The sequence below is a fragment of the Rhodovastum atsumiense genome, from assembly GCF_937425535.1.
Taxonomy (GTDB): Bacteria; Pseudomonadota; Alphaproteobacteria; order Acetobacterales; family Acetobacteraceae; genus Rhodovastum; species Rhodovastum atsumiense.
Map to the genome: position 1 here is coordinate 2,963,664 of NZ_OW485601.1, position 22,215 is coordinate 2,985,878.

Annotated in this window: 10 protein-coding genes; all 10 read right to left on the bottom strand. The window is 68.6% G+C overall.

Annotation, left to right across the window (positions count from 1 at the left end):
* Positions 1 to 89: 89 nt before the first annotated feature.
* The 10 genes from NBY65_RS13450 to NBY65_RS13495 all read right to left on the bottom strand — a co-directional run bounded on the left by NBY65_RS13450 (position 90) and on the right by NBY65_RS13495 (position 21,943).
* A complete protein-coding gene (locus NBY65_RS13450) occupies positions 90 to 2,267 on the bottom strand; it encodes a GumC family protein (RefSeq protein ID WP_150042057.1) in 2,178 nt (725 codons plus the stop codon).
* A gap of 81 nt (positions 2,268 to 2,348) precedes the next feature.
* Positions 2,349 to 3,602, bottom strand: coding sequence for a glycosyltransferase (locus NBY65_RS13455; RefSeq protein WP_150042056.1), 1,254 nt, complete (start codon positions 3,600 to 3,602; stop codon positions 2,349 to 2,351).
* Positions 3,592 to 5,070: an undecaprenyl-phosphate glucose phosphotransferase gene (locus NBY65_RS13460; RefSeq protein WP_150042055.1), complete on the bottom strand. Its 1,479-nt coding sequence runs from the start codon at positions 5,068 to 5,070 to the stop codon at positions 3,592 to 3,594. The genes NBY65_RS13455 and NBY65_RS13460 overlap by 11 nt, the downstream gene beginning before the upstream one ends.
* 17 nt (positions 5,071 to 5,087) lie before the next feature.
* Positions 5,088 to 6,107, bottom strand: coding sequence for a glycosyltransferase family 2 protein (locus NBY65_RS13465; RefSeq protein WP_150042053.1), 1,020 nt, complete (start codon positions 6,105 to 6,107; stop codon positions 5,088 to 5,090).
* A 458-nt stretch (positions 6,108 to 6,565) separates the two neighbouring features.
* The gene (locus NBY65_RS13470) at positions 6,566 to 14,473 is read right to left on the bottom strand and encodes a non-ribosomal peptide synthetase/type I polyketide synthase (RefSeq protein ID WP_150042051.1); all 7,908 of its coding nucleotides are present in this window, start codon (positions 14,471 to 14,473) and stop codon (positions 6,566 to 6,568) included.
* Positions 14,470 to 16,323 (bottom strand): non-ribosomal peptide synthetase, encoded by a 1,854-nt coding sequence (locus NBY65_RS13475; protein WP_162530642.1) that lies wholly within the window; start codon positions 16,321 to 16,323, stop codon positions 14,470 to 14,472. Before NBY65_RS13475 ends, NBY65_RS13470 begins: the two co-directional genes overlap by 4 nt.
* 410 nt (positions 16,324 to 16,733) lie before the next feature.
* On the bottom strand, positions 16,734 to 18,149 hold the full coding sequence (locus NBY65_RS13480; RefSeq protein WP_150042048.1) for a glycoside hydrolase family protein: 1,416 nt from the start codon (positions 18,147 to 18,149) through the stop codon (positions 16,734 to 16,736).
* On the bottom strand, positions 18,146 to 19,435 hold the full coding sequence (locus tag NBY65_RS13485) for an O-antigen ligase family protein (RefSeq protein WP_150042047.1): 1,290 nt from the start codon (positions 19,433 to 19,435) through the stop codon (positions 18,146 to 18,148). The genes NBY65_RS13480 and NBY65_RS13485 overlap by 4 nt, the downstream gene beginning before the upstream one ends.
* Positions 19,436 to 19,442: 7 nt before the next feature.
* Positions 19,443 to 20,702 carry a glycosyltransferase family 4 protein gene (locus tag NBY65_RS13490; RefSeq protein WP_150042045.1) on the bottom strand — a complete coding sequence of 420 codons (1,260 nt, stop codon included), beginning with the start codon at positions 20,700 to 20,702 and terminating at the stop codon, positions 19,443 to 19,445.
* Entirely contained in the window at positions 20,699 to 21,943 is a 1,245-nt protein-coding gene (locus NBY65_RS13495; protein ID WP_150042043.1) for a glycosyltransferase family 4 protein, read from the bottom strand. Before NBY65_RS13495 ends, NBY65_RS13490 begins: the two co-directional genes overlap by 4 nt.
* Between the last annotated feature and the right edge of the window lie 272 nt (positions 21,944 to 22,215).

The following is a 22,215-nucleotide window of genomic DNA, read 5'->3' on the forward strand; positions in this document are numbered from 1 at the left end:
CGTGCCCGGGCCAGTGCGACGGTGCTGACGCAAAGCGCCGCCACGTCGCGGCGCTGGCCGTTGATCGACAATGCCGGGCGAACGGGATGCTAGTTGATGTAGTATTTCTTCGCGGCACCAAGATAGATGCCGCTGTCACTGTAGCCGTAGCGCGCATGTTCGCGGGTGTTCACGTGATTGAGCGTGACCCCGATCACCTGCGCCCCGGATTCCTCGAGCGAACGCAACTCGGCCGCCACCAGGTCGCGCCCGGTGCTGCCCCACCGGGTCACGAACACGACCGCATCGGCGGCCCGGGCCACCATGCGCGTATCGGCAACCACCGAGGTCGGCGGACTGTCCAGCAGCACCAGGTCGAAGCGCAGGCGGAGCGTGGCGATCAATTCCTTCAGCGCCGGCCCGCGCAACAGCGCAAGCGGGTTGCTGGTTGCCCCGGCCGGCAGCAGCCAGGCCGGCGACAACTGGTCCTGGCGCAGCGCCTCGTCGAGCCTGGCCTGGCCGCCGAGCACCCCGGCCACGCCCGGGGTCAGCTCGACACCGCCGATGCTGTGGGTCCTGGGGCGGCGGAAATCAAGATCGACCACCACCACCTTCTCGCCCGCATGCGCGATCTGGCGTGCCAGCGCCATGCTCAGCGAGGTCTTGCCTTCGCCGGGCACGGCCGAAGTCACCAGCACGCTGCGCCCGGTGCCGCTGCCGTGCAGCACGTCCAGCCACACCGAGACGGTGCGGATGGCCTCGGCGAAGGCCGAGTTGGGCTTGTGTACCACATAGTCGGCGGGCGAAAAGCGGCGGCCGGTCCGCACCAGCGGTACCAGGCCGAGGCAGTTCACGCCGAACACATCGCGCACCTCATCGCCGCTCCAGATCCCCTTGTTGCGCATCTCGCGCGCGAGCGAGATTCCAACGCCGGCGCCAATCGATCCAAGGGCGGCAATCATCATCAGGCTGTGGGTGCGCGGAAAGAATGGCAACAGCGGCGGGCGGGCGGTCGATACGATTTGCGCGTCCGCCTCCTGCGCGCCGCGCAGCGCCTCGATCTCCTGCTGGCGGCGCGTGAGGTCGGCGAGCAGCTTGCGGCTGGTCTCGGCCTGCTGCTCGGCTGCGCGCAGGGGCAGGGCCGCTTCCTCGTAGCGGGCGACGTCCACCTTCACCCGCGCCACCTGGTCGGCCAGCGTGCGTTCGCGCGCCCGCGCCACGTCGAGTTCCGAGCGCAGGGATTGCAGCACGCGCCCGGTCTCGTACGAAAGCTTGCCGCGCACTTCGCGCAGTTGCGCGTTCACCGCCAGCATCGAGGGGTGGTTCGCGAGGTGATTGGACGCGAGATCGGCCTGGCGGGCGCGCAGTGTCGTTTCCTGGTCCTGCAGTTCCTGGATCAGCCGGTTGCCCACCACGTCCGGGGCCTTGCCGGCATTGGCCGCGCGCACCTTCGCTTCGGCCTCTTCGCGCAGCGCGGTGGCGGCCGAGAGATTGGTGGTGAGCACCTGCAATTGCTGGGACGCGAGCGAAATATCCGTGTTCCCCCCACCGCCCGGCGCCTGTGCGCGGAACAGCTGCATCTTCTGGCGGTAGGCTTCGGACTTGCGGTCGGAGTCCTCGATCTGCCGCTGCAGCAGCGCGATGCGGTCGCGCAGCACGCCCAGCGTCCTGGCGGCGGTGTCCTCCTTCAGCCGGGCGCTGCGCTGCATGTAAGTCTCCACCAGCGCGTTGGCAATCGCCGCCGCGCGCGCCGGGTCCCGGGAAGTCGCAACCACCCGGATCACGCGCGATCGATTGGCGGCATCGACCCAGATATTGCGCTGCAAGGCGATGGTCGCGGTCGCCACCGGATCCGACGGTCCCGCCTCGCCACGGGGCAACGTCAGGCCGGTGAGGTCTTCCACATAGGCGATCGCGCGATCCAGCCATGGCTTCAGCAGGCCCGGCCCCTCATCGCCGAATTCCTCGGTGTTCTGCAGGCCGAGGCGGCGCACCACCTGCGACAGCATGTCGGCGGATTGCAGTACCTGCACCTCGCTCAGCACCGCCTCGGTGTCATCGAGGCGTGGTGCCACGGCGGCATTGGCATCCAGCAGGCGGGTGTTGCGCTCACCAAGTTGCAGCATCGCCTCCGCCTGATAGCGGGGCTTCAGATTCACGATCACCACGGCGGCGATCGCGAACAGCAGCATCGCGATCACTGCGGCACCCAGGGCGCGTCGCCGCACCCGGGCGAACAGCCGGCCAAGGTTCTGTGTCTCGGCCGGATACCCGCTCTTCGTGATCATGCCGTCGCCTCCTGTTCCGCCATCACCCCGCCACCGCGGCTCTCGCCACCGCCTGCTCCGGCGATGACGGCCTGTCCGGCCTCATGCTGCCATCCGCCGCTGTTCGAGCGCGAATTCGTAGAGTCCCCGATAGCTGGCCGTCATGGCCTGCGTGGTGCAGGTGGACGCTGCTTCCTCCGCGCCCTGCGACAAGGTCCGCAGCAACGCCCGGTTCCCGGCGAGTTGCGCGATCGCTGCGGCCAGGGAGGCAGGCTTGCCGGCTTCGAACAGCAGGCCGTTGACGCCGTGCGTCACGATCTCCTCCAGCGGAGGCTGGTCGCTGCCGATCACCGGCCGGCCGTGGAGGAAGGCTTCGGCGATCACCAGCGAGGTGCATTCGACCAGCGCCGAGGGAAACAGCACGGCGTCGCACAGGGCGAATTCCCGCTGGCGTTCCTCGGTGGCGAGGAATCCGTGAAAGACGATGCGCGGATCATCGGCGACGGCACGGCGCACCACTTCGCCCAGTGGGCCACGGCCGACGATGTGCAATGCCACCGGCCCCTGCAACAGCCGCATCGCCTCCAGCAGTTGCAGCAGGCCGGATACGGGATGCAACTGGCAGGAAAACAACAGCCGCAGCACCGCATTCTCCGGCCGTTGCGGCAAGCGCGCGGGCCGGGGCAGTCCGTTGCGAACGACATGCTGGCCAAGCCGGACGGTGAGCCCGGCACGTTCGTGCAGGCTCAGCACGTGCCGTGAGGGGCTGCACAGCAGATCGACCTCGCTGCCGAGCCGGCAGTACCAGCGACGGTACAGCCGGCACCCGAGACAGTTGCCGCCGCAGGGCATGCCGTGCGCATCGAGCATCGTGCTGCGCCGGCACAGCAGGTGATAGTTGTGCAGTGTATGCACCACCGGTAGGCCGCGCCGCTGCGCCTCCGCCCAGATCGCGGGCGAGAGGCCGCGGATGTTGTGGGTATGCACGAGATCCGGGGCGATCGTGTCCAGAACGGCGCCGAATTTTGCCGCGGCGTCGTGGTTCCAGGCATCGCGCAGCATCCACACCAGTTTTGCCGGCAGGCTGCGGGCCTCCCCCGCCCGGAACCGCGCGTAGCTCCACCACAGATTGCGCGGGAAGAAGCGGACGACGTGGACGCCGTCCTGCGCTTCCTCGTGCATGCCCTGGCGCGGTGCGCAGGTGGTGACCACCGTGACGTCCACGCCGGTGGCGGCGAGTTCGCGGGCGAGATGCCAGACCACGATCTCGCCGCCACCAACCAAGTAGGGCGGATAGAAGTTGTTGACGAGCACGATGCGTAGCGGATCCGGTGCACGCAGCGGGTCAAAACGCATGACGGCTGAACAGCTCCCGTACCGCCGTCAGCCACAGGATGCGCAGGTCGAAGCCAAGTGACCAGTTCTCGATATAATGCAGGTCATGCGCGACGCGCTGGCGGATCTGTTCCTCCGTACGCGTCTCGCCACGCCAGCCCGACACCTGCGCCCAGCCGGTGATGCCCGGCTTGACCACATGGCGCCGCGCATATTCGGCGACCACGTCGCCATAGTAGCGGTTCGCCGCCTTGGCATTCAGCGCATGCGGTCGCGGCCCGACCAGCGACATCTCACCGCTGATCACGTTGAAGATCTGCGGCAGTTCGTCGAGGCTGTACTTGCGCAGGATGCGGCCGAGCGGGGTGACCCGCGGATCGTTGCGCTCGGTCAGCCGGTTCGCCAGCGGGTCCGAGGCATGGTGATACATGGTGCGGAATTTGAGGACGGTGATGACATTGTTGTTGAAGCCCAGCCGGCGCTGGCGGAACAGCACCGGCCCGGGGCTGTCGAGCCGGATCAGCCCGGCGATGATCGCCATCGCCGGCGCCAGGATCAGCATGAACAGCCAGCCGAAGGCCAGGTCGAAGGCCCGCTTCTGCACGCCCTGCCAATCCTTGAGCGGGCGCTGCCGGACAACGATCACCGGATGGCCGTCGAGATCGGCGATCGCGGCGGCACCGTAACGCAGCCCTACCACGTCGGCGGTCAGGTAGACGTCGCAGGCAACGTCGCGCAACCTCTCGCAGATCCGTTCCACCCGCGCCTGCTCGATGAGTGGCAGTGCCACCACGATGGTGTCGATCGCCTGCACGCGCACCTGCACGATCAGGTCGTCCAGCCCACCCAGGACAGGAACGCCGGCCTGGCTTGGTGGCGCGTCTTCGTCACGCTCCACATAAAGCCCGACAACCGAGGTGTTGGGCGAGCCCATGTCGATGCGGTTGATCAGCGCCGCCGACAGCGCATTCACACCCACGATCGCCATCTTCCGGTCGAGCCGACCCTGCGCATGCCAGTGCCGCAGCAGCGTCAGCGACACGCTCCGCCCCAGCAGCAATCCGCCGCCGGCCAGGGCGGCCCAGAGCACCGTCCATTGCCAGATCACGCCGTAGGGCATCCCGGTCAGCACCAGTTCGGCCCCGGCCGTGACGGTGCCGGCGGCAATCCCGGCTGCCGCCGTGCCGGTCCGTCGCCCCGGTCCGAGCAGCATCGCCAGGCTGTAGAGATCGGTGCGGGAATAGATCATCACCGCGGTCACGGCGGCGACGATGCCGGCGACGATGAAGGGCCCCGGGGCCGGCTGCGCCGTCGGCAGCCAGGCGAGGACCGCGGCGGTGATGAACAGGACCACGTCGGACAACCGGACCAGGTCGCGGATCACGCGGGTGGAAACCGGTGGTGCGCTCGGGCGGGGGATCTGCCCCAGCCGTGGCGGCATCGTCTCATGGCCGTAGGCGCTGACGATTTCGGAACCGACACTGCTCATGGATCGCTTTGCCCCTCTTAGTCCGCAACTTCCACGGAAGTCGGCGCTGCGCCTGCGTGCAGCCGTCGGAAATAGCCTTTGTGCATGGCGAGTCTCGGCCGCAGCCGCGCCGGCAGCCGCGCCGCATGGCGTCCGATGCGATAGCCGGTGTATTTGGCCACCCAGTGCAGCGCCGCGAGCGGGATCAGGTGCGGCGCGGTGCGGCCCAGGTAGGCGACCTCCGATCGGATGAAGGCGAAGCCTTCGCCGCCGACGCCGCCGAACTGCTCGGCGATCATCGGGAAGGCCGCGTGATAGACGCCGGTGTCGAAATACCGGCGGAACTCCTGCAGCGGCGTGTAGCCGTGCGAGTGCACTGCCTCGGCCCGGGCCGCGTAGACCACGGTCCAGCCCCCTTGCAGCGCCCGCGCGGCGAACACCTGGTCCTCGCCCATGATGACCGGTGTGGCAAAGCCGCCAAGCTGGTTGAAGATGCTGCGGCGATAGGCCGCAAAGGAATTGGAGGCAAAGACTGCCTTGATGCCAAGGGCGCGCGCCGCTGGCAGCCGTTTGGACAAGCCTGTATCTCCATAGTTGAACAGCCGTGCATGACGTTCGATCGGACCGGCCTCGGGACGCGGAAGCTGGCGGCCATAGGCCATGGCCACGTCGGCATCGGTGAAGGAGTGCAGCAGGCGCGCCAGGGCCTGCGCATTCGCCGGAATCGCATCCTGCGTCAGGAACACCAGCAGATCGGCACGCGGATCAACCAGCGCGGCGCCGAGATTGCGGGTTCCGCCATGATCGAACTGCGCGGGAGCAATGGTGTGGACGCGATATCCGGCGCCGCGGAAGATCGACACGGTATCATCGACCGATCCGGAATCGATGATCAGCACTTCGCACGGCTGCGCTGACTGGCTTTTCAGCGCTGCTACCTGCAAGGCCGCGAATGCTCCACCGTTCTGCGTTGGAATGATCACTGCAAAGGTGGGTAGAGCGGGCCCTGCTTGTCGTCCGGACGAGGCGTGCGCTATCGATTCGACGGATGGCTGCATCGGCTAGGGCTCATGACGTTAAGGACATGACTGGCATCTGGCAGATCCCCGCGCGGGCGGCTGAACCGATCGGGACGCACGCCGGATCGCAACTGACTCTGCCGTCATGCCGCAGTGCAGAATGCTTATAATCAAATGCTCTGCACAGCAGAATTGTTGCAGTCGACTGGTGCGAAAATCTTGTCCATCTCCGCGTGATCGCACTGTCGGCATTGAAATTCCACTTTTGGGCGCAAGTCCACAATCCAGACGTGCGCAGCGACGGCCTGATCTTGCACTTTGGCTCGGGATTTGTGCGCTCCAGCGTCGATTGCTCAAAGGCGATCGGATTGGGGCAGCCATGCGGTCCAGAGCGACGACCCGGAACAAACCCTGGTGATGACCGGCCGCACCGATTCCCCGGCCGCCGGACCCATGCGTCACCTGTCATCATCGGATGTCCCTGCCTTCCGATATGCTCAATCGGCAGTGCCGAGTGGTTCGATGGTCGCGGTCTGCAGCGGCCCGCGCCGGAACTGCCCCAGCGAAGGGCCGCGCAGCGGCGTGACGATCGGCGCGGCCGCGGCGTCGGCCGGGGCGACCACCTGCGCCAGGGCCTCGATGGTGGGATGGCGCAATAGCTGGCTTGCGGTCACCGCCAGGCCCGCGCGCATGCTGCGGGCCGCGATCTGGAACAGATGGATCGAATCCGCCCCGAGATCGAGCAGGTTGTCGGTGAGCCCGATGCGGGAGAGGCCCAGAACCTCCTGCCAGATCGTCGCCAGTTGCCGCTGCAGTTCGGTTTCAGGTTCCACATGCTCCGCCGCCGCGGGCAGTGGCCCCGCATCCGGTGCCCTCAGCGCCCACCGGTCGATCTTGCCGTTCGGGTTCAGCGGCATGGTCTCCAGCCGCAGCCACAGCGCCGGCACCATGTAATCGGGCAGATGCCGGGCCAGTGATGCGCGCAGCCGCTCCGGCGTCAGCCCGGTGCCGGGCCGTTCCACCCAGTAGCCAACCAGTCGCGACCATTCCTCCTGCAGTGCCACCGCGCAGGCCTGCACGCCATCGACGCGGGCCAGTACCTCCTCGATCTCGCCCAGCTCGATGCGGAAGCCGCGCAGCTTGACCTGCTGGTCATTGCGGCCGAGCAGTTGCACGCGCCCATCCGCCAGCCGCCGGGCCACGTCGCCGGTACGGTAGAAGCGGGTGGGCGGGGCCGTGCCCGGGGATGCCGTGACGAAGCGCTCAGCGGTCAGCGCGGGCCGGTCGAGATAGCCGCGCGCAAGTCCCTCGCCGCCGATCCACAATTCCCCCGGCACGCCGACCGGCGCGAGCGCGCCGGTGTCGTCCACCACATGGAAGCTGGTATTGGCGATCGGCAGCCCGATGGTGACGGGGCCGTCATCGGGCAGGATGCGAACGGTGGAGGACCAGATCGTGGTTTCGGTCGGCCCATACATGTTCCACAGCTCGGCGCCGTCCTCGAGCAGCCGGTCGGCCAGGGACCGCGAGAGCTTCTCGCCGCCGCACAGCAGCTTCATCCCCGCTATCGGGCGGAAGCCCGCATCCAGCAGCATCTGCCACAGGCTTGGTGTCGCCTGCATGACGGTGGCGTTGCACCCCCGCATCCGCTCGCACAGGGCGAAGCCGTCGACCACGTCGGCGTGAGCAGCGATCTCCACCCGCGCCCCGACCACCAACGGCGCGAACAACTCGAGGCCGGCAATGTCGAAGGCAATCGTGGTGACCGCCATCATCACGTCGTCCGGCCGCAGGCCTGGCCGCGCGATCATCGACAGCAGCAGGTTCACCACCGAACGGTGCCGCACCTCGACGCCCTTCGGCGTGCCGGTGGAGCCGGAGGTGAAGATGACATAGGCGAGGTCGTCGCCACGTACCTCCACCCCGGGCGCATGTCCGGGCCGTGCCGCGATCTCCGCCCAGGCGTGATCGAGCCGGATCAGGGGTGCCCCGGTCGGAAGCAGGGGCTCCGCCGCCGCGTCATCGGTGATCACCCCGGCCACCTGGGCCTGTTCCAGGATCAGCCGCAGCCGCGCCTCGGGATGGCCGGGATCAAGCGGCACATAGGCGTAGCCGGCCTTCAGCACGCCCAGCAACGCCACCAGCATGTCGAGTGAGCGTTCCACCAGGATGCCGACGCGCTGTTCGCCGGCGGGCAGAATGCCACGCAGATGATGTGCCAACTGGTTGGCGCGGCGGTCGAGTGCCGCGTAGGTCAGGCTGGTCCCACCGAAGCCGGCCGCGATCCGGTCCGGGGTTTCGGCCGCCTGCGCCGCGATCAGGTCGTGCACGCCACGATCGAGATCATGCGCGACCGCAGTGCGGTTCCAACCTTCGGTCAGTTGCTGCAGCGTGGCCGCGTCCATCATCGGCAGCGAGGCCACCGTCCGGTCGGCATCCTCGGCGATCGCCGCCAGCAGCGCGCGCCAGTGTCCGATCCAGCGGGCAATGGTGGCCTCGTCGAACAGGTCGGTGCTGTAGTCGCAGTCGATGCGCAACCCCGCATCCGATTCGATGACATTGAGGAAGATGTCGAAGTTGACGAAGCGCTTCGGATTGGGGGCGATCCGCACGGCGAGGCCGGGAAAATCGGCTGCCTCGCCAAGCTTCTCCAGGTTGAACTGCAATTGTGTCAGCGGCAGCCGGTTCAACTCGCGCCGCAGGTCCAGCCGGCGGACCAGCGTGCCGAAGGTGTAGCCCTGGTGCTCGTAGGCGGCCATCACCGTCTGTTTCAGCGTGGCCATGAAGGCGGCGGCGCTGGTGTCCGCCTGCCAGGTGGCACGCAGCGGCAGCAGGTTGACGCAATGGCCGACCAGGATCTGGTCCTCCACCAGCGACTGCCCCGCCGAGGGAATCGCCACCACCACGTCGCGCTGTCCGGCAAGGCGGCCCATCAGCAACTGGAAGGCACCAAGTAGGGTGACGAACAGCGTGCAGCCCCGTTTCGCTCCCGCGCGCTTCACCGCCTGGTACAGATCCGCGTCGATGTGGGTCCGGTAAGTGGCGCCGCGGAAGCTCTTGCGGTTCGGCCGTGGACGGTCGGACGGAAGTTCGAGCTCCGGCACGGGGGTTGCGAACTGCGCCATCCAGTAGCGTTCGGCTGTTTCGTTCGCCGTCGTGGCAACCGCCTGCCGCGCGGCATGGACGCTGTAGGGCAGGGGGGAGGGCAAGGCCGGTGCCTTGCCGGCGCTGCGTGCCGCGTAGCAGGCGGCGAGCTCGCCGGCGATGACGTTCATCGACCAGCCATCGCAGACGATGTGATGCGCGGTGAACACCAGGACATGTGCATCGTCGGCCAGGCGCACCAACTGCGCCCGCACCGGCGGCCCGGCCACCAGGTCGAACGCCGTGGCGGCATCCTGCATGACCAGCTCGTCCAGCTTCCGCCCGGCTTCCGCCGGTGGCAGGGCCGAGAGATCGTGGCGGCGCCACGCCGGGGCAGGCGTCGCCGTGATCAGCATGCGTTCCCCGTCGGGACGGAAGCGCGCCCGCAGCGCGTCGTGACGTGACACCACGTCGGCCAGCGCCGCTTCCAGCGCCGCTTCGTCCAGTGTGCCGTCGAGACGCAGACTGATCGATTCGTTGAAGCTGCAGGAGGCGTCATCGCCAAGCTGGGCGGCCAGCCATATCTCGGTCTGCGGTTCGGTGAGCGGCGCCTCGTCCAGCGATTTCAGGCGTGGCGCTTCCTTCGCGGTGATCGCCCCCGCCGCCAGCATCTCGTCAAGGCTGTCGCGGAAAGCGTCGACGATGCGCGCGAGATCGGCCTCGGTATGGGCGGTGGTCAGGAAGCAGGGGAAGCCTTCGGCGATGTGGATGCCACGCAGGCGCAGGTGATAGTAGAGCAGGCTGCCGAGCCGGTCTTCCTGGCCGAAGGCGAAGTAGAACATGCTGCCGAAGTTTTCGATGCGCGTGCGCAGGCCGCGCCCGGCCAGGGCGTCGTTCAGGCTGGCGACCAGCGCGGCGGTGCGCGCGGTCAGGCGTTCCTGCAACTCCGGCCCGGCTTCCTTCAGGTGCAGCAGCACCGCCTTCAGCGCCGCCAGCACCAGCGGATGGCGCACGAAGGTGCCGGCGAAGAAGGTCGGCGCGACCTCGGGGATCGAGTCGTCGCCGTACTGCCACATGCCGCCGTCGAGCGCGTCCATGAAGCGGCGCCTGCCCGCGAGTACGCCCACCGGCATGCCGCCACCCACCACTTTGCCGTAGGTGGCAAGATCGGCACGGATGCCGAACAGCGCCTGCATGCCGCCCGGATGCATGCGGAATCCCGTCACCACTTCGTCGAAGACCAGGGCGGTGCCGGAGTCCTCGGTGATCCGGCGCAGCTCCTGCAGGAAGTCGCGCGGCTGCAGCGCAGGGTGGCGGCTCTGCACGGTTTCACATATCACCGCGGCGAGTTCCCCCGCGTGCGCGCGTACCCAGGCCAGGCTCTCCGGATCGTCATAGGCCAGCACGACCATGTTCTGCACGGATCCGGCGGGAATGCCGGGTGCCACTGGCAGGGCCCGCGGCGGGGCGCCACGCCGGGCACCCTTCACCAGCACCTCGTCGAACTGCCCGTGATAGGCGCCCCCGAACACAGCGACCTTGTCACGGCCGGTGACGCAGCGCGCCACCCGTATCGCCGCCATCACCGCCTCGGAGCCGGTGTTGCAGAAGGTCGCGCGCTCGTTGCCGGTCATCTCGCAGAACAGCCGCGCCACCTCGCCGGAGATGTCGGATTGCGGACCGATGGCGAAGCCGTCCTGCAATTGCCGCGTGACCGCGTCGACGACGAAATCCGGCGCATGGCCGAAACAGGTCTGGCCGTAGCCGTTCACCAGGTCGACATACTCGTTGCCGTCGACATCCCAGATCTTCGCGCCCTTGGACCGCCCGGAGGCGATCGGATAGACCATCTCCTTCCATTCCGCCCGGAAGCCCGCGGCAGCGCGCGGATCGGCCAGGACGTCGCGGTACTCCTGTGTCAGGCGCTTCGATCCCACCGTCTTCGCCGTATAGCGCGCGGTCAGGTCGGCGATATGCGCAAGCTGGGCCGCGGTCAGGTCATGCTGCGCGCCGATCTGCGCGCCCGGACGATACAGCGAGAAGCGGCTGGGCAGTTCCTCGCCACCGGCCGGGGGCGAGGGGGCAGGCACTGCCTGCGGGGCGGGGTGCGCCGTGGCGGATGCCGGCAGGCCACGCAACAGGGCGAGCTGGTCGGTCATCAACCGGCGCATGGCGTCCAACTGCGCCTGCACCACCGCTTCCAGGGTGCCGGCAGCCGGCGATACGGACGGGATCGCCGGCGCCGGCATCTCCCCCCCGGTCGCGGCATGAACGGCGACGGGGGTGGCTGCCGGCGCGGTTTCCGGCGGCAGCGACTGCGCCACATGCGCCGACAGGGCCGCCAGGTTCGGGAATTCGCCGAGCAATTGCCGGAAGGTGATCCGGATGGCGAAGCGGGCCTGGATCTGCTGCGCCGCCTGGCCCAGCATCAGCGAATCGAAGCCGAGTTCCAGGAAGGACGCCTCGTCGGGGGCGGTGGACAGGTCCTCGCCGGAGAGCTTCTCGAAGATGGCGACCAACTCGGCGCGGGCCTTCGCGGGGCGGGCATCGGCCGGCGAAAGGGCCGCAGTGGTCATCGCAATCTCCATCGGCTTATCGTGGCTTTCAGCGGCATTCGTCATGGGAACGGACACGGCATTGGCGGTGGCGCCCGGCCGCGGCGGCTCGATCCAGTGGCGCCGGCGCTCGAACGGATAGGTCGGCAGCGGCACACGCTGCGGGGGCGCCGGGGCGTGGTGCGCCGCCCAGTCGGGCGCGAGCCCCGCCATCCACAGCCGTCCCAGCGCCTCGTTCAGGCAGGCGTGGTCGGTTGCCTCCCGCGTGGCATCGGGCAGCGATGCCACCACGACGCGCTGCGGGCCGGCGGGCAGCGCCTGCAGCGCCAGTGTGGTCAGCGCCTTGCCCGGCCCCACTTCCACCAGCGCCGGCGCTTCGCACTCGGCCAGCGTGGCCAGCGCGGCGGCGAAGCGCACCGGCGCCCGGCAATGCCGGGCCCAGTACTCCGGAGATGTCGCCTCTTCCGGGGTGATCCACTGCCCGGTGACGGTGGAAACATAGCGAAGCTGCGGTGTCCGCAGCGAAATGCCGTGGAGCATCCCGGCCAGGCCCGCGACCGCCGGATCCATCATGCGCGAGTGGAAGGCGTGGCTGGTGTGCAGTCGCCGTGCCAGGATTCCGCGCTGCTGCAGCTCGGCCTCCAGCGTGGCGATCGCGTCCAGCGGGCCCGCCACGACGCAGACTGACGGCCCGTTGATGGCAGCGAGGTCGAGCTCTGTTCCGAGCAGCTCCAGCACCTGCTCTTCCGGCAGTCGCACCGCCAGCATGCCGCCGCGCGGCAGGTCCTGCATCAGCCGCCCGCGCGCGGCGATCACCGCCAGCGCATCTTCCAGCCGCATCACGCCGGCCAGCGTGGCCGCGACGAACTCGCCGATCGAATGCCCGATCATGGCGTCCGGCCGCAGCCCCTGCGCCATCAGCGTGCGGGCCAGCGCGTATTCCGTGACGAAGATCGCCGGCTGCGCCAGCACCGTGGCCAGCAGCGGATTGTCCTCGCCCTTCGCTTCGCCATACAGCAGGTCACGGATGTCCTGGCCAAGGATTGGCTGCAGGATCGCGGCGCAGGCATCGACCTCGTGGCGGAAGCAGGGTTCGTGGGCATAGAGGTCACGCCCCATGCCGGGGTACTGGGCACCCTGCCCGGGGAACATGAAGGCGAGCGGCGGCGTCGCCCGGGCGAGCGTCGTGGCGACGGACGGTGCCGCCAGCTTCACCGCGGCCTGTGCCGTATCTGCTGCCACCACGGCGCAGCGATGCGGGAATTCCCGCCGTCCGGTCTGCAGGGTGAAGGCGACATCGGCGAGGCTCAGTTCGGGATACGCCTGCAGATGCGCGGCCAGCCGGCTGCGCATGGAGGCAAGCGCCGCTTCGCTGCGCGCCGACAGCACCAGCACCTGGGCCGGGCGCGTATCGGCCGGGCGCGGCAGCAGCGGCGGCTCCTCGAGCACCACATGCACGTTGGTGCCGCCCACGCCCAGGGCGGAGACGCCGGCGACGCGCCGTCGCGGCGGATTTGGCCAGGGAATGACCTGATCGTTGACGAAGAACGGGCTGTTGCCAAGGTCCATCCGCGGGTTCGGCGTGTGGAAATGCACGGTTGGCGGGATGACGCCGTGCCGCACCGCCAGTGCCGCCTTGATCAGCCCGGTGGCGCCCGCCGCGGTATCGAGATGGCCGACATTGCTCTTGGTCGAGCCGAGCGCGCAGACGCCTCGCGCCCCGGTGGCGAAAGCCTGCCGCAGCGCTGCCACCTCGATCGGGTCACCGAGGGGGGTAGCGGTACCATGGCATTCAATAAAGCCGATTTCTTCCGGCTCGACTCCGGCCACCGCCTGAGCCGCGGCGATGACCGAGACCTGGCCCTCGACGCTCGGGGCGGTGAAGCCGACCTTGTCGTTGCCGTCGTTGTTGACGGCATGGCCGCGGATGACGGCATGGATGTGGTCGCCAGCGGCGATCGCGTCCTCGACGCGGCGCAACAGCACCACCGCCGCGCCGCTGCCGAACACCGTGCCGCTGGCCTCGGCGTCGAAGGGGCGACAGCGACCGTCGGCCGAGACCATGCCGCCTTCCTGGTGCAGGTAGCCGCGCTTCTGCGGGAAGGTGATCGACACGCCGCCGGCCAGCGCCATGTCGCTTTCGAACATCAGCAGGCTCTTGCAGGCCTGGGCGACGGCGAGCAGCGAGGTGGAGCAGGCCGACTGCACCGTCATTGCCGGGCCGCGCAGGTTCAGCTTGTAGGCGACGCGGGTGGCCAGCACATCGGGAAGGGCACCGAGCAGCAGCGGATATTCGGTCACCTGGTAGGCGCTGGTGAAGCGTTCGGTGACGCCGCGGTCGGCGAGGACGTTGTGGAGGAAATAGGTCGGCATGGAGGCGCCGGCGAAGACGCCGATGGCGCCGGCGAAGCGCGCGGGGTCGCAGCCGGCATCCTCCAGCGCTTCCCAACAGATTTCCAGGAAGACGCGATGCTGCGGGTCGGTCAGCTCCGCCTCGCGGGCCTGCATGCCGAAGAAGCCGGCATCGAATTTGTCGGCATCCGGCAGGATCGGACGCGCCCGCACGAAGTTGGCAGAGCGGCGGATCTCGGCCGGGAAGGCGTCCTCGAGTTCGGCCTCGGAGAAATGCGCGATCGAATCGACGCCTTCGCACAGGTTCCGCCAGAAGCCGGCGACGTCGTCGGCTCCGGGCAGGCGGGCGGCCATGCCGATGATGGCGATGCCGCCGGGCGAGTGGGCGTTGGACATGTTCGACTGGGAGGTCACGATGATCTCCTCGTGCGCTGATCGCGCAGGCGCCTCAGCATCTCGGTCTGACGGGCGGCTCGGTCGTTGGCGACGCTGGCACGGCCGACGCCATCCGCCTGTGCCAGATGGGCGGCCAGGCCGGCAATGGTGGGGAAGCGGAACAGGGTGACGACATCGAGCACCGGCGAGACATGACGGACAAGCTCCGCGTGGACCGCCATCAACTGCAGAGAGCTCCCGCCTAGGTCGAAGAAATTGTCGGTGAGTTCCACGTTCTGTGTATGCAGGACCCGCTGCCAGATCGCGCGGATGCGCCCTTCCAGCGGCGAACCCGTGACCCCCTGCCAGGGCGATGCGGCGGTCCCGGCAGGCGGTGCGGGCAAAGCGCGGCGATCCACCTTGCCGTTCGGCGTCAGCGGCATCATGGCAAGGCCGACGATCGCCGAGGGCAGCATCCAGTCCGGCAGTTGCGCCGCCAGCCAGGTCTTCAGCGCCGCGGCGTCGACCGGCGGCACCACGTAGGCGACCAGCCGCTTGCCGCCCGGTTCGTCGCGTGCCGTCACCACGGCATCATGCACGGCTGTGTGCCGGCGCAGCACGGCCTCGATCTCGCCGGTCTCGATGCGCCGGCCGTTGATCTTCACCTGTCCGTCGATCCGGCCGATGAACTCGATGACGCCATCGGGGCGGCGGCGTACCAGGTCGCCGGTGAGATACAGGCGTTCGCCGCCGTCCTGGCCAAACAGGTTCGGAACGAATTTCTCCGCGGTCAGCTCCGGCCGGCGCCAGTAGCCAAGTGCCACTCCCTCACCGCTGACGCAAAGCTGCCCTTCCTCGCCGTCAGGCACTGGCCGCAGCGCGTCATCCAGCACATGGCACTGCGTGCCGGCGATCGGCCGGCCGATCGGCACCGGCCGGCCGGGTGGCAGATCGCGCGGAATTTCATGGCAGCAGGTGAAGGTGGTGTTCTCGGTCGGCCCGTAGCCGTTGATCAGCGTCAGTCCCGGCAGGGCCGCGACCACGCGCCGGCAATGCTCGGGGCTCAGCACGTCGCCGCCGGCCAGCAGCCGCCGCAACGGCCGCAGCGCGTCCAGGCGCTGATCGACCATCAGGTGGAACAGCCCGGAGGTCATCCACATGGTGGTCACGCCGTGCCGCGCGATGGCCGCGCCGATTTCGTCCAGCGACGGCTTCGCGCCGGCGACGAAGGCCAGGCGCGCACCGTTCAGCAGGCAGGCCCAGATCTCCAGCGTCGCCGCATCGAAGGCGAGCGGCGCCAGTTGCAGGAACACCTCGTCGGCGCCGAAGGCGGCGAAGCCGTTGTCGATGCAGAGCCGCAAGATGCCGCGATGCGGTGTCAGCACACCTTTCGGTCGGCCGGTGGATCCCGAAGTGTACATCATGTAGGCGACGTCGTCGCCCGTGCCGCGATCGGGCAGCGGCCCGGCGTCGAGCTGCGCCGATGCGGCGAAGGCCGCCGGCGTGGTGATGATCGGGGCCCTCCATTCTGCGGTACCGCCGACCTCCTGCAGCAGCGCGGGATCGGCGATCACCAGGGCGGGTGCGCTGTCCTGCAGGATGAAGCGGAGCAACTCGGCGGGATATCCGGCATCGAGCGGCACGAAGGCCGCGCCGGTTTTGAGAATGGCCAGGAACGTCGTGACCGCCTCGGGCGAGCGCGGCAGCAGCGTGGCGACGAAGCTGCCCGGCGCGACGCCACGACTTTCCAGCCAGCGCGCGAGACGGTTTGCCTGCGCATCCAGGCAGCCATAGCTGATGCCGTCATCGCCGGTCAGCAACGCGATCGCATCCGGCGCCTGCGCCGCATATTGCGCTACACCCGCATGCACTGTTCGTGGTCGGGTCATCGCAACGTTCCGCCTGACGGCGTTCCTGTGAAGGTCGATTGCCTGTCGGCAACCGGGGAAAGCCGGATGGGGGCACATGAGGCGGGGATCAACATGGACGCTCCAGTCCACCGGGCGGAACGGCGGTTCCTGCCATCCGGTCTTTCCTGTCCAGCACTGCGATTTTCTCCCTGGGCGATGGGGCGGCCAAGCTCACCACCATCCACTAATGCGAGAACTTCAAGAGAAATACTATAAAACCGGAGGGGAGAGATCCCATGATGATTCCTGCACCAACTGAATGCACGTTTGCGCGACATGCGCGCATCGTTGTGATCGGTGACGCTGGCGGCGATGAGCGTGCCCACACGGCCCGCACCGGTCGCACAGAATTCATTGCGGAAACTTCCTGCATGCCGTGTGGCGGATGATCAGGGGCGACGGCTGCGCAACGGCGGGGAGAGCTCGATCACCAGTGGGGCTGCTCCGAGCGTCAGGTCGATGCGATCCCGATCCCGGTCCTGCCGGCGCGGCAGCGGTGATGCCAGGGGATCGAAGATCCGCACCGCAGGAAAGGCCATCTCCAGCTCCAGTTCGAGGCGGCAGAGGGGCGGGGGAAGGCTCTGCCTGCCGCGCAACAGGCTGTCCTCCGACCAGACGACCAGAGCGAAACGGCCATCGGATTTCTGTAACAGAAGCGAACGCCCGCCGGGCGGCAGGCCGTGCAGGCGATACGCCAGGTCCGAGGGGGCGAAGCCGGTGGCGTCGGGGCCGGCATCGCCGAGCACCATGGCGAGATGGCGCAGCGCCGTCGCCGCCGGCTTCGGCTCGCCCCGGGCGGTGAACAATCCCCAGTGATTCTCGAAGGCCATGTCGTCCGCATGGTCCATGGCTTCGTCGAACAACTGGTAGATCACGGTCGCGATACTGCCGGCCTGGAACGCCCCGAGCAGAAGTCGCAACGTGTAGGCCGCATTCACCTCGCGGGTGCCGTAGTATCCGGTGCGGTCGTCGAAGATGTCGACGAAGCCGGTCTCTGTGATGACGAAGGGCAGGTCGGGCGCATAGTCGGTCTCGGCGCGGATGATGCCGGCCAGTTCGCCGCCATCCGGGTCGCCCGGCGAGCGGCCATGGTGCTGGTAGAAATGCACGTTGCCGTAATCGGCGAGCGCCGCCACGCTGGTTCCCATCGCCCCGGCGGTGGTCGCTGCAGGACCGTTGGCGCGGCCATTGGCCGGATCCGCGAGGCTCCACAGCGCCACCGGGATGCGGCCGTGGAAGCGCTCATGCAGGTCCCGCTGGGCGGCGATCACCGCGCGCCAGCCGGCATGGCGTCCGCCATCCGCACCCTGGTAGGCAATGGACCGCGCCTGCAGCCCCCAGCCGGCATTGTCGACTTCCAGGCAGCCTTCCACGAAGGCCATCGCCCCATCCCGGAGCAGCCGCTCGATCAGATCGAATTGCGGCCCGTGCACGGGATTGTCGGCATCGTAGCCGATATAGATATCCCACCGGTAGCCGAGCTTCCCCAGTTGCCGCACCTGGTCGAAATACCGGGCCCCGACCGCATAGAACAAGGTGTCGCGCAGCAGCGTGACACCCAGGCCCTGCGGATTGAGCCAGGACAGCGCAGCTTCCACGGTTTCCGGCCGCGCATAGGGCGATTGCGGTGCCCCCCACAGGGCATTGTAGTTCAGATGCACCTGCACGCCGATGCTGCGGATGAAGTCGGCGGCCCGTGCCGCGGTGACCGGGGCGGCGCGCGCGGACGCGGCCACGCTTCCCAGCGCGGTGGCGGCGATGGCGCCGGCGGTGAAGCCGCGCCGGCCCAGGGGGCGCAGGCTCACGACGTCTTCCGCCAGGACGGGGTGCAGACCAGCCAGAGGCACAGCGGTACCACCTGGGGTTGCGCGAACAGGTTCTCGAACTGGAAGACGCCGAGCAGATACAGCGCGCACCACGCCTCGATCGCGTTGCCCCGCACCAGGCCCCAGGCCAGCCGGCCGAGCCGCCAGGCGACGAACAGCATCAGCGGTGCGCCGGCGAGCAGCGACAATTCGAGGAAGGCATTATGGGTCGCGGTATAGCCGGTCATGTCGAACAGCGGCTGCATGTAGGTGGAGGCCATGCCGAGCGGGTGCTCGAGCGTGAGCTGCAGCGAGGCCAGGATCGTGGTGAAGCGGCCATCCGCGTTGGAGGCGGCCTCGCGCGTGTTCATCAGCCGGGCCAGCAGGTCGTCGGTGCCGCCGTTCAGTGTCGGCCTGGACGACATGATCGCCAGCGCCAGCAGCGCCGCGTAGAAGGCGGCGCCGATTCCCAGCAGCCATGCCGTCGCCTTTGAACGGATCCGCTTGTACAGAAGCAGGCCGCACAGCACGAGGGTGATGATCGCGGTGGAACGGGTCTGGGTGATGTCGAGCACGAAGTAGCTCGCCACCAGGGCCCCGGACATGGCGGCGAGTGGCAGGCGACCCTCGCCGATCAGCCCGAGCAGCAACGGCACCAGGAACAGGATCGAGGGCGAGGCGGCATTGGGATGGGTGAAGATGCCATAGCCGCGCACGTTGTCGCCTTCCCAGACCTTGGTGGCCTGGTGCAGCGCGTTGGGATCGCCGCCGAGCGGATCGACGATCAGCGAGATCAGCGCGACCGTGGCCCCCAGCAGCATGCCCGCGGCCACCCATGGGCGCAGCCGCGGATCGGACATGCGCGAGGCCAGCCAGTAGGCAGTGAACAATCCGGTCAGCCAGCGGAACAGGATGTTGGTGAGCCGGCTTTCAGCGTAAGGCTGCCCGCCCACCAGATATTCCACCGCGAGCCAGGAATAGGACAGGGCGATGATCACGCCGATGGTACGGATCGAGCGGTGGAACGGCCGGTGCAGGATGACGTCCACCAGCAGGTTGGCGGCACAGAGCAGGTTGACGGCATCGGTCGTGCGCACGCCGCCCGCGCCCGGCAGCGCCACCGGATAGAGCAGCGCCGCCCCGATCATCACGGCGAAGAGCGCGGCCACGCCCAGGCCGAGCCGGCCCCCGATGTGGTAGGCCACCGGCGCCGCGTCCGCCGGGGAAGGGGGTGCGCCGGCGTCATCGATGACGGTGATCCCGCCCGGGAAGCTGGCCTGTCTCATGCGTTCATCACCGCGTGGCGGTCTCCGTAGGCGGGCACAGGCAGGTTGCGTGGATCCGCTCCAGCGCGCTGCCGACGGCCTGCCAGTCATGTTCGGCCAGCGCCACCGCGCGGGCGTTCTCGCCCAGCCGCGTCGCCATCGCCGGCTGGTGCAGGCACCGCGCCAGACCATCCGCGAGCTCGTCCGCGGTTTCGCCACACAGCACATCCACGCTGTCGCGCAGGGCCAGTCCGGTCAGCGCTTCCCGCGTGGCCACGATCGGCATTGCCGAGGCCATCGCCTCCAGCACCTTCAGCTTGGATCCGCCACCCGAGCGCAGCGGCGCCACGAACACCGAGCTGGCGGCGTGGACCTCGGCGACGCTCGCGGCATAGCCATGGAATTCCAGCCGTGCATCGGCCCAGCGCCGGCGCCACTCCTGCGGCATGGCATGGCCGTAAACCGCGAGCCGCGCCTGCGGTTCCGTCCGCCACAGCTCCGGCATGATCGCCTCGCACAGCCAATGCACGGCATCGACGTTGGGGGCGTATTCGTAGTTTCCCAGGAACACGACGCGACGCGCCGAGGCATCGCGACGGACAGTGGCGAAGGGCGCCAGGTCGATGCCGTGCGGCAGCAGCACCGCGTGCGCCCCCACCGCCGCGAAGGCGTCCCGGTCGGTTTCCGAACAGGCGATGACGCAGGCCGCCCGCCGCAGCACCTGTCGTTCCCAGATGCGGGCCCGTGCCGCGTCCAGGCGTGCGAGCGGGCGCAGCCACGAAGGCAGGCGCCGGTACTGCTCGTGCACCACCTGCGATTCCACGTTGTGTTCATTGAGCAGGAACGGCACGCCGCGCCGGCGCAACGGGGCATCGAAAGGTTCGAAGGCGTAGCTGTGCTCGATCTGGACGATATCGAAATCGCGCTGCAGCAGGGTGTCGAACATCCGGCTGTAATTGGGATCGCAGCCATTGATGGTCGCCACCGTCGGCCGCCCGAGCGACAACGCCGCCCGCAGCAACCGTCCGGGGCTCGCGCGCGGGCGGCGCGGCAGCACGATCAGCTCGTCGAGGAAGGATTCCAGATGCGCGCGCGCGGCCTCGTCCGGCATTTCTTTCGTCAGGCACAGCAGCGTGATCGCATGGCCGCGCGCGGCCATCTGCCGCAGCAGCGCATACCCCTTCACCTTGCCACCATTGGTGGTGGGCCAGGGCACATAGGGCATGGTCCACAGGATGCGCCGCGGCGGCAGGATCCGGCCGGGCGGCGGGGAGGGGATCTGGTTCATGCGACTTTCTCGACGGCCTCGGCGCCGGCATGGGCCAGGGTGGCGTAGAGCCGGCGATACGACTGCACCATCGTGCCGGCGGTGTAGCGGGGTGCCTGCCGGCTGGCCCCGGCGGACAGGGCGGCCAGCAAGGCCCGGTTCGCGGCCAGCCGGTCCAGCGCGGCGGCAAGGCCGGCCGCATCCCCCATGGGGAACAGCAGCCCGTTGGCGTCCGCCCCGCGCGGCTGCACGAATTCCGGGATTGCGCCGAGATCGCTGCCGACGACCGGCATGCCGTGCAGCAGCGCCTCGACGATCGCGATCGGCGCGTTCTCCGACCAGATCGAGGGAAATGCCAGCACATCCGCCGCCGCCAGCAGCGCCGCCTTGGCCGGGCCGGTGACATAGCCATGGACGCGCAGCCGCGTGTGGCGCGCCGCCGCTGCCGTGACCTCGGCTTCCAGTTCGCCGCTGCCGGCGATGTCGATAACGACGTCGCCGCGCAGCAGCGGCAATGCCGCCAGCAGCACTTGCACCCCTTTCTCGCGGCGCAACTGTCCGATGTACAGAACGCGCAACGGGGCGTCGGCGGAGCGGGTCGGGCGCGGGCGTGGCGCCAGCGGGATACCGTTGGCGATCACTTCGGTGCGCCGGCCCTGGCCGAAGCCATGTGCGAGGTGGCGTTCGAGTACGAAGCGCGAGGGGCTGCACAGCACGTCGATGGGGCGCGCGCAGGCCGCGTACCAGCGTCCATAGGCCTCGCAGGACAGGCAACGTCGCGTGCAGGCGCCGCCGTCGCGCCGCAGCATCGTGCCGCGGGCGCACAACAGCCAGTAATCATGCGTGGTGTGTACGATCGGAATGCGCAATCGTGCCGCTTCGCGCCACAGGCTCGGTGACAGGCCCTTGAGGTTGTGGGTGTGCACGATGTCCGGCCGCACGCGCGCGAGCACGGCGGCGAATTTGCCGGCGCTGTCGGGATTCCAGCTGTCGCGCAGGTTCCAGGCCAGCCGCGCCGGCAGGGAGCGGCGGTCGCCCGCGGCGAAGCGTTCCAGGTTCCACCAGAGATTCCGTGGAAAAAAGCGCAGCACGTGAACGCCGTTCAGCATCTCCTCGGTGCTGCCTTCGGCCGCGCTGCAGGTGCTGACGACGGTGACCTCGTCGCCGCGTTGCGCCAGCCCTTCCGCCAGATAGGCGGCGACCAGTTCGGCTCCGCCGACGACATGCGGGGGGTAGGCGTTGGCGACGATGACAACTTTCACGGCACCTCCTGCGTCCCTGTGGCGGCAGCCCCCATCCCCGGCCTTGCCGGGGCGCCGCCTTGTCCGCGCGCCCAGCCCTCATCCAAACGTCTGCGCATGGCGAACCGCCGGCACGGACAGCGATGTGTCCAGGATCGGTGCTCCGCGATGGCATCGGAAGTCGCATCTTTGCGGCGAACGCGTGCAATCCTGCACAGATCCGGCCCTCGGAACAATCAATCAAGTGAGACCTGCGAGTTCATTGCAGAAAAAGTGAGGTCTCATATCAGTTA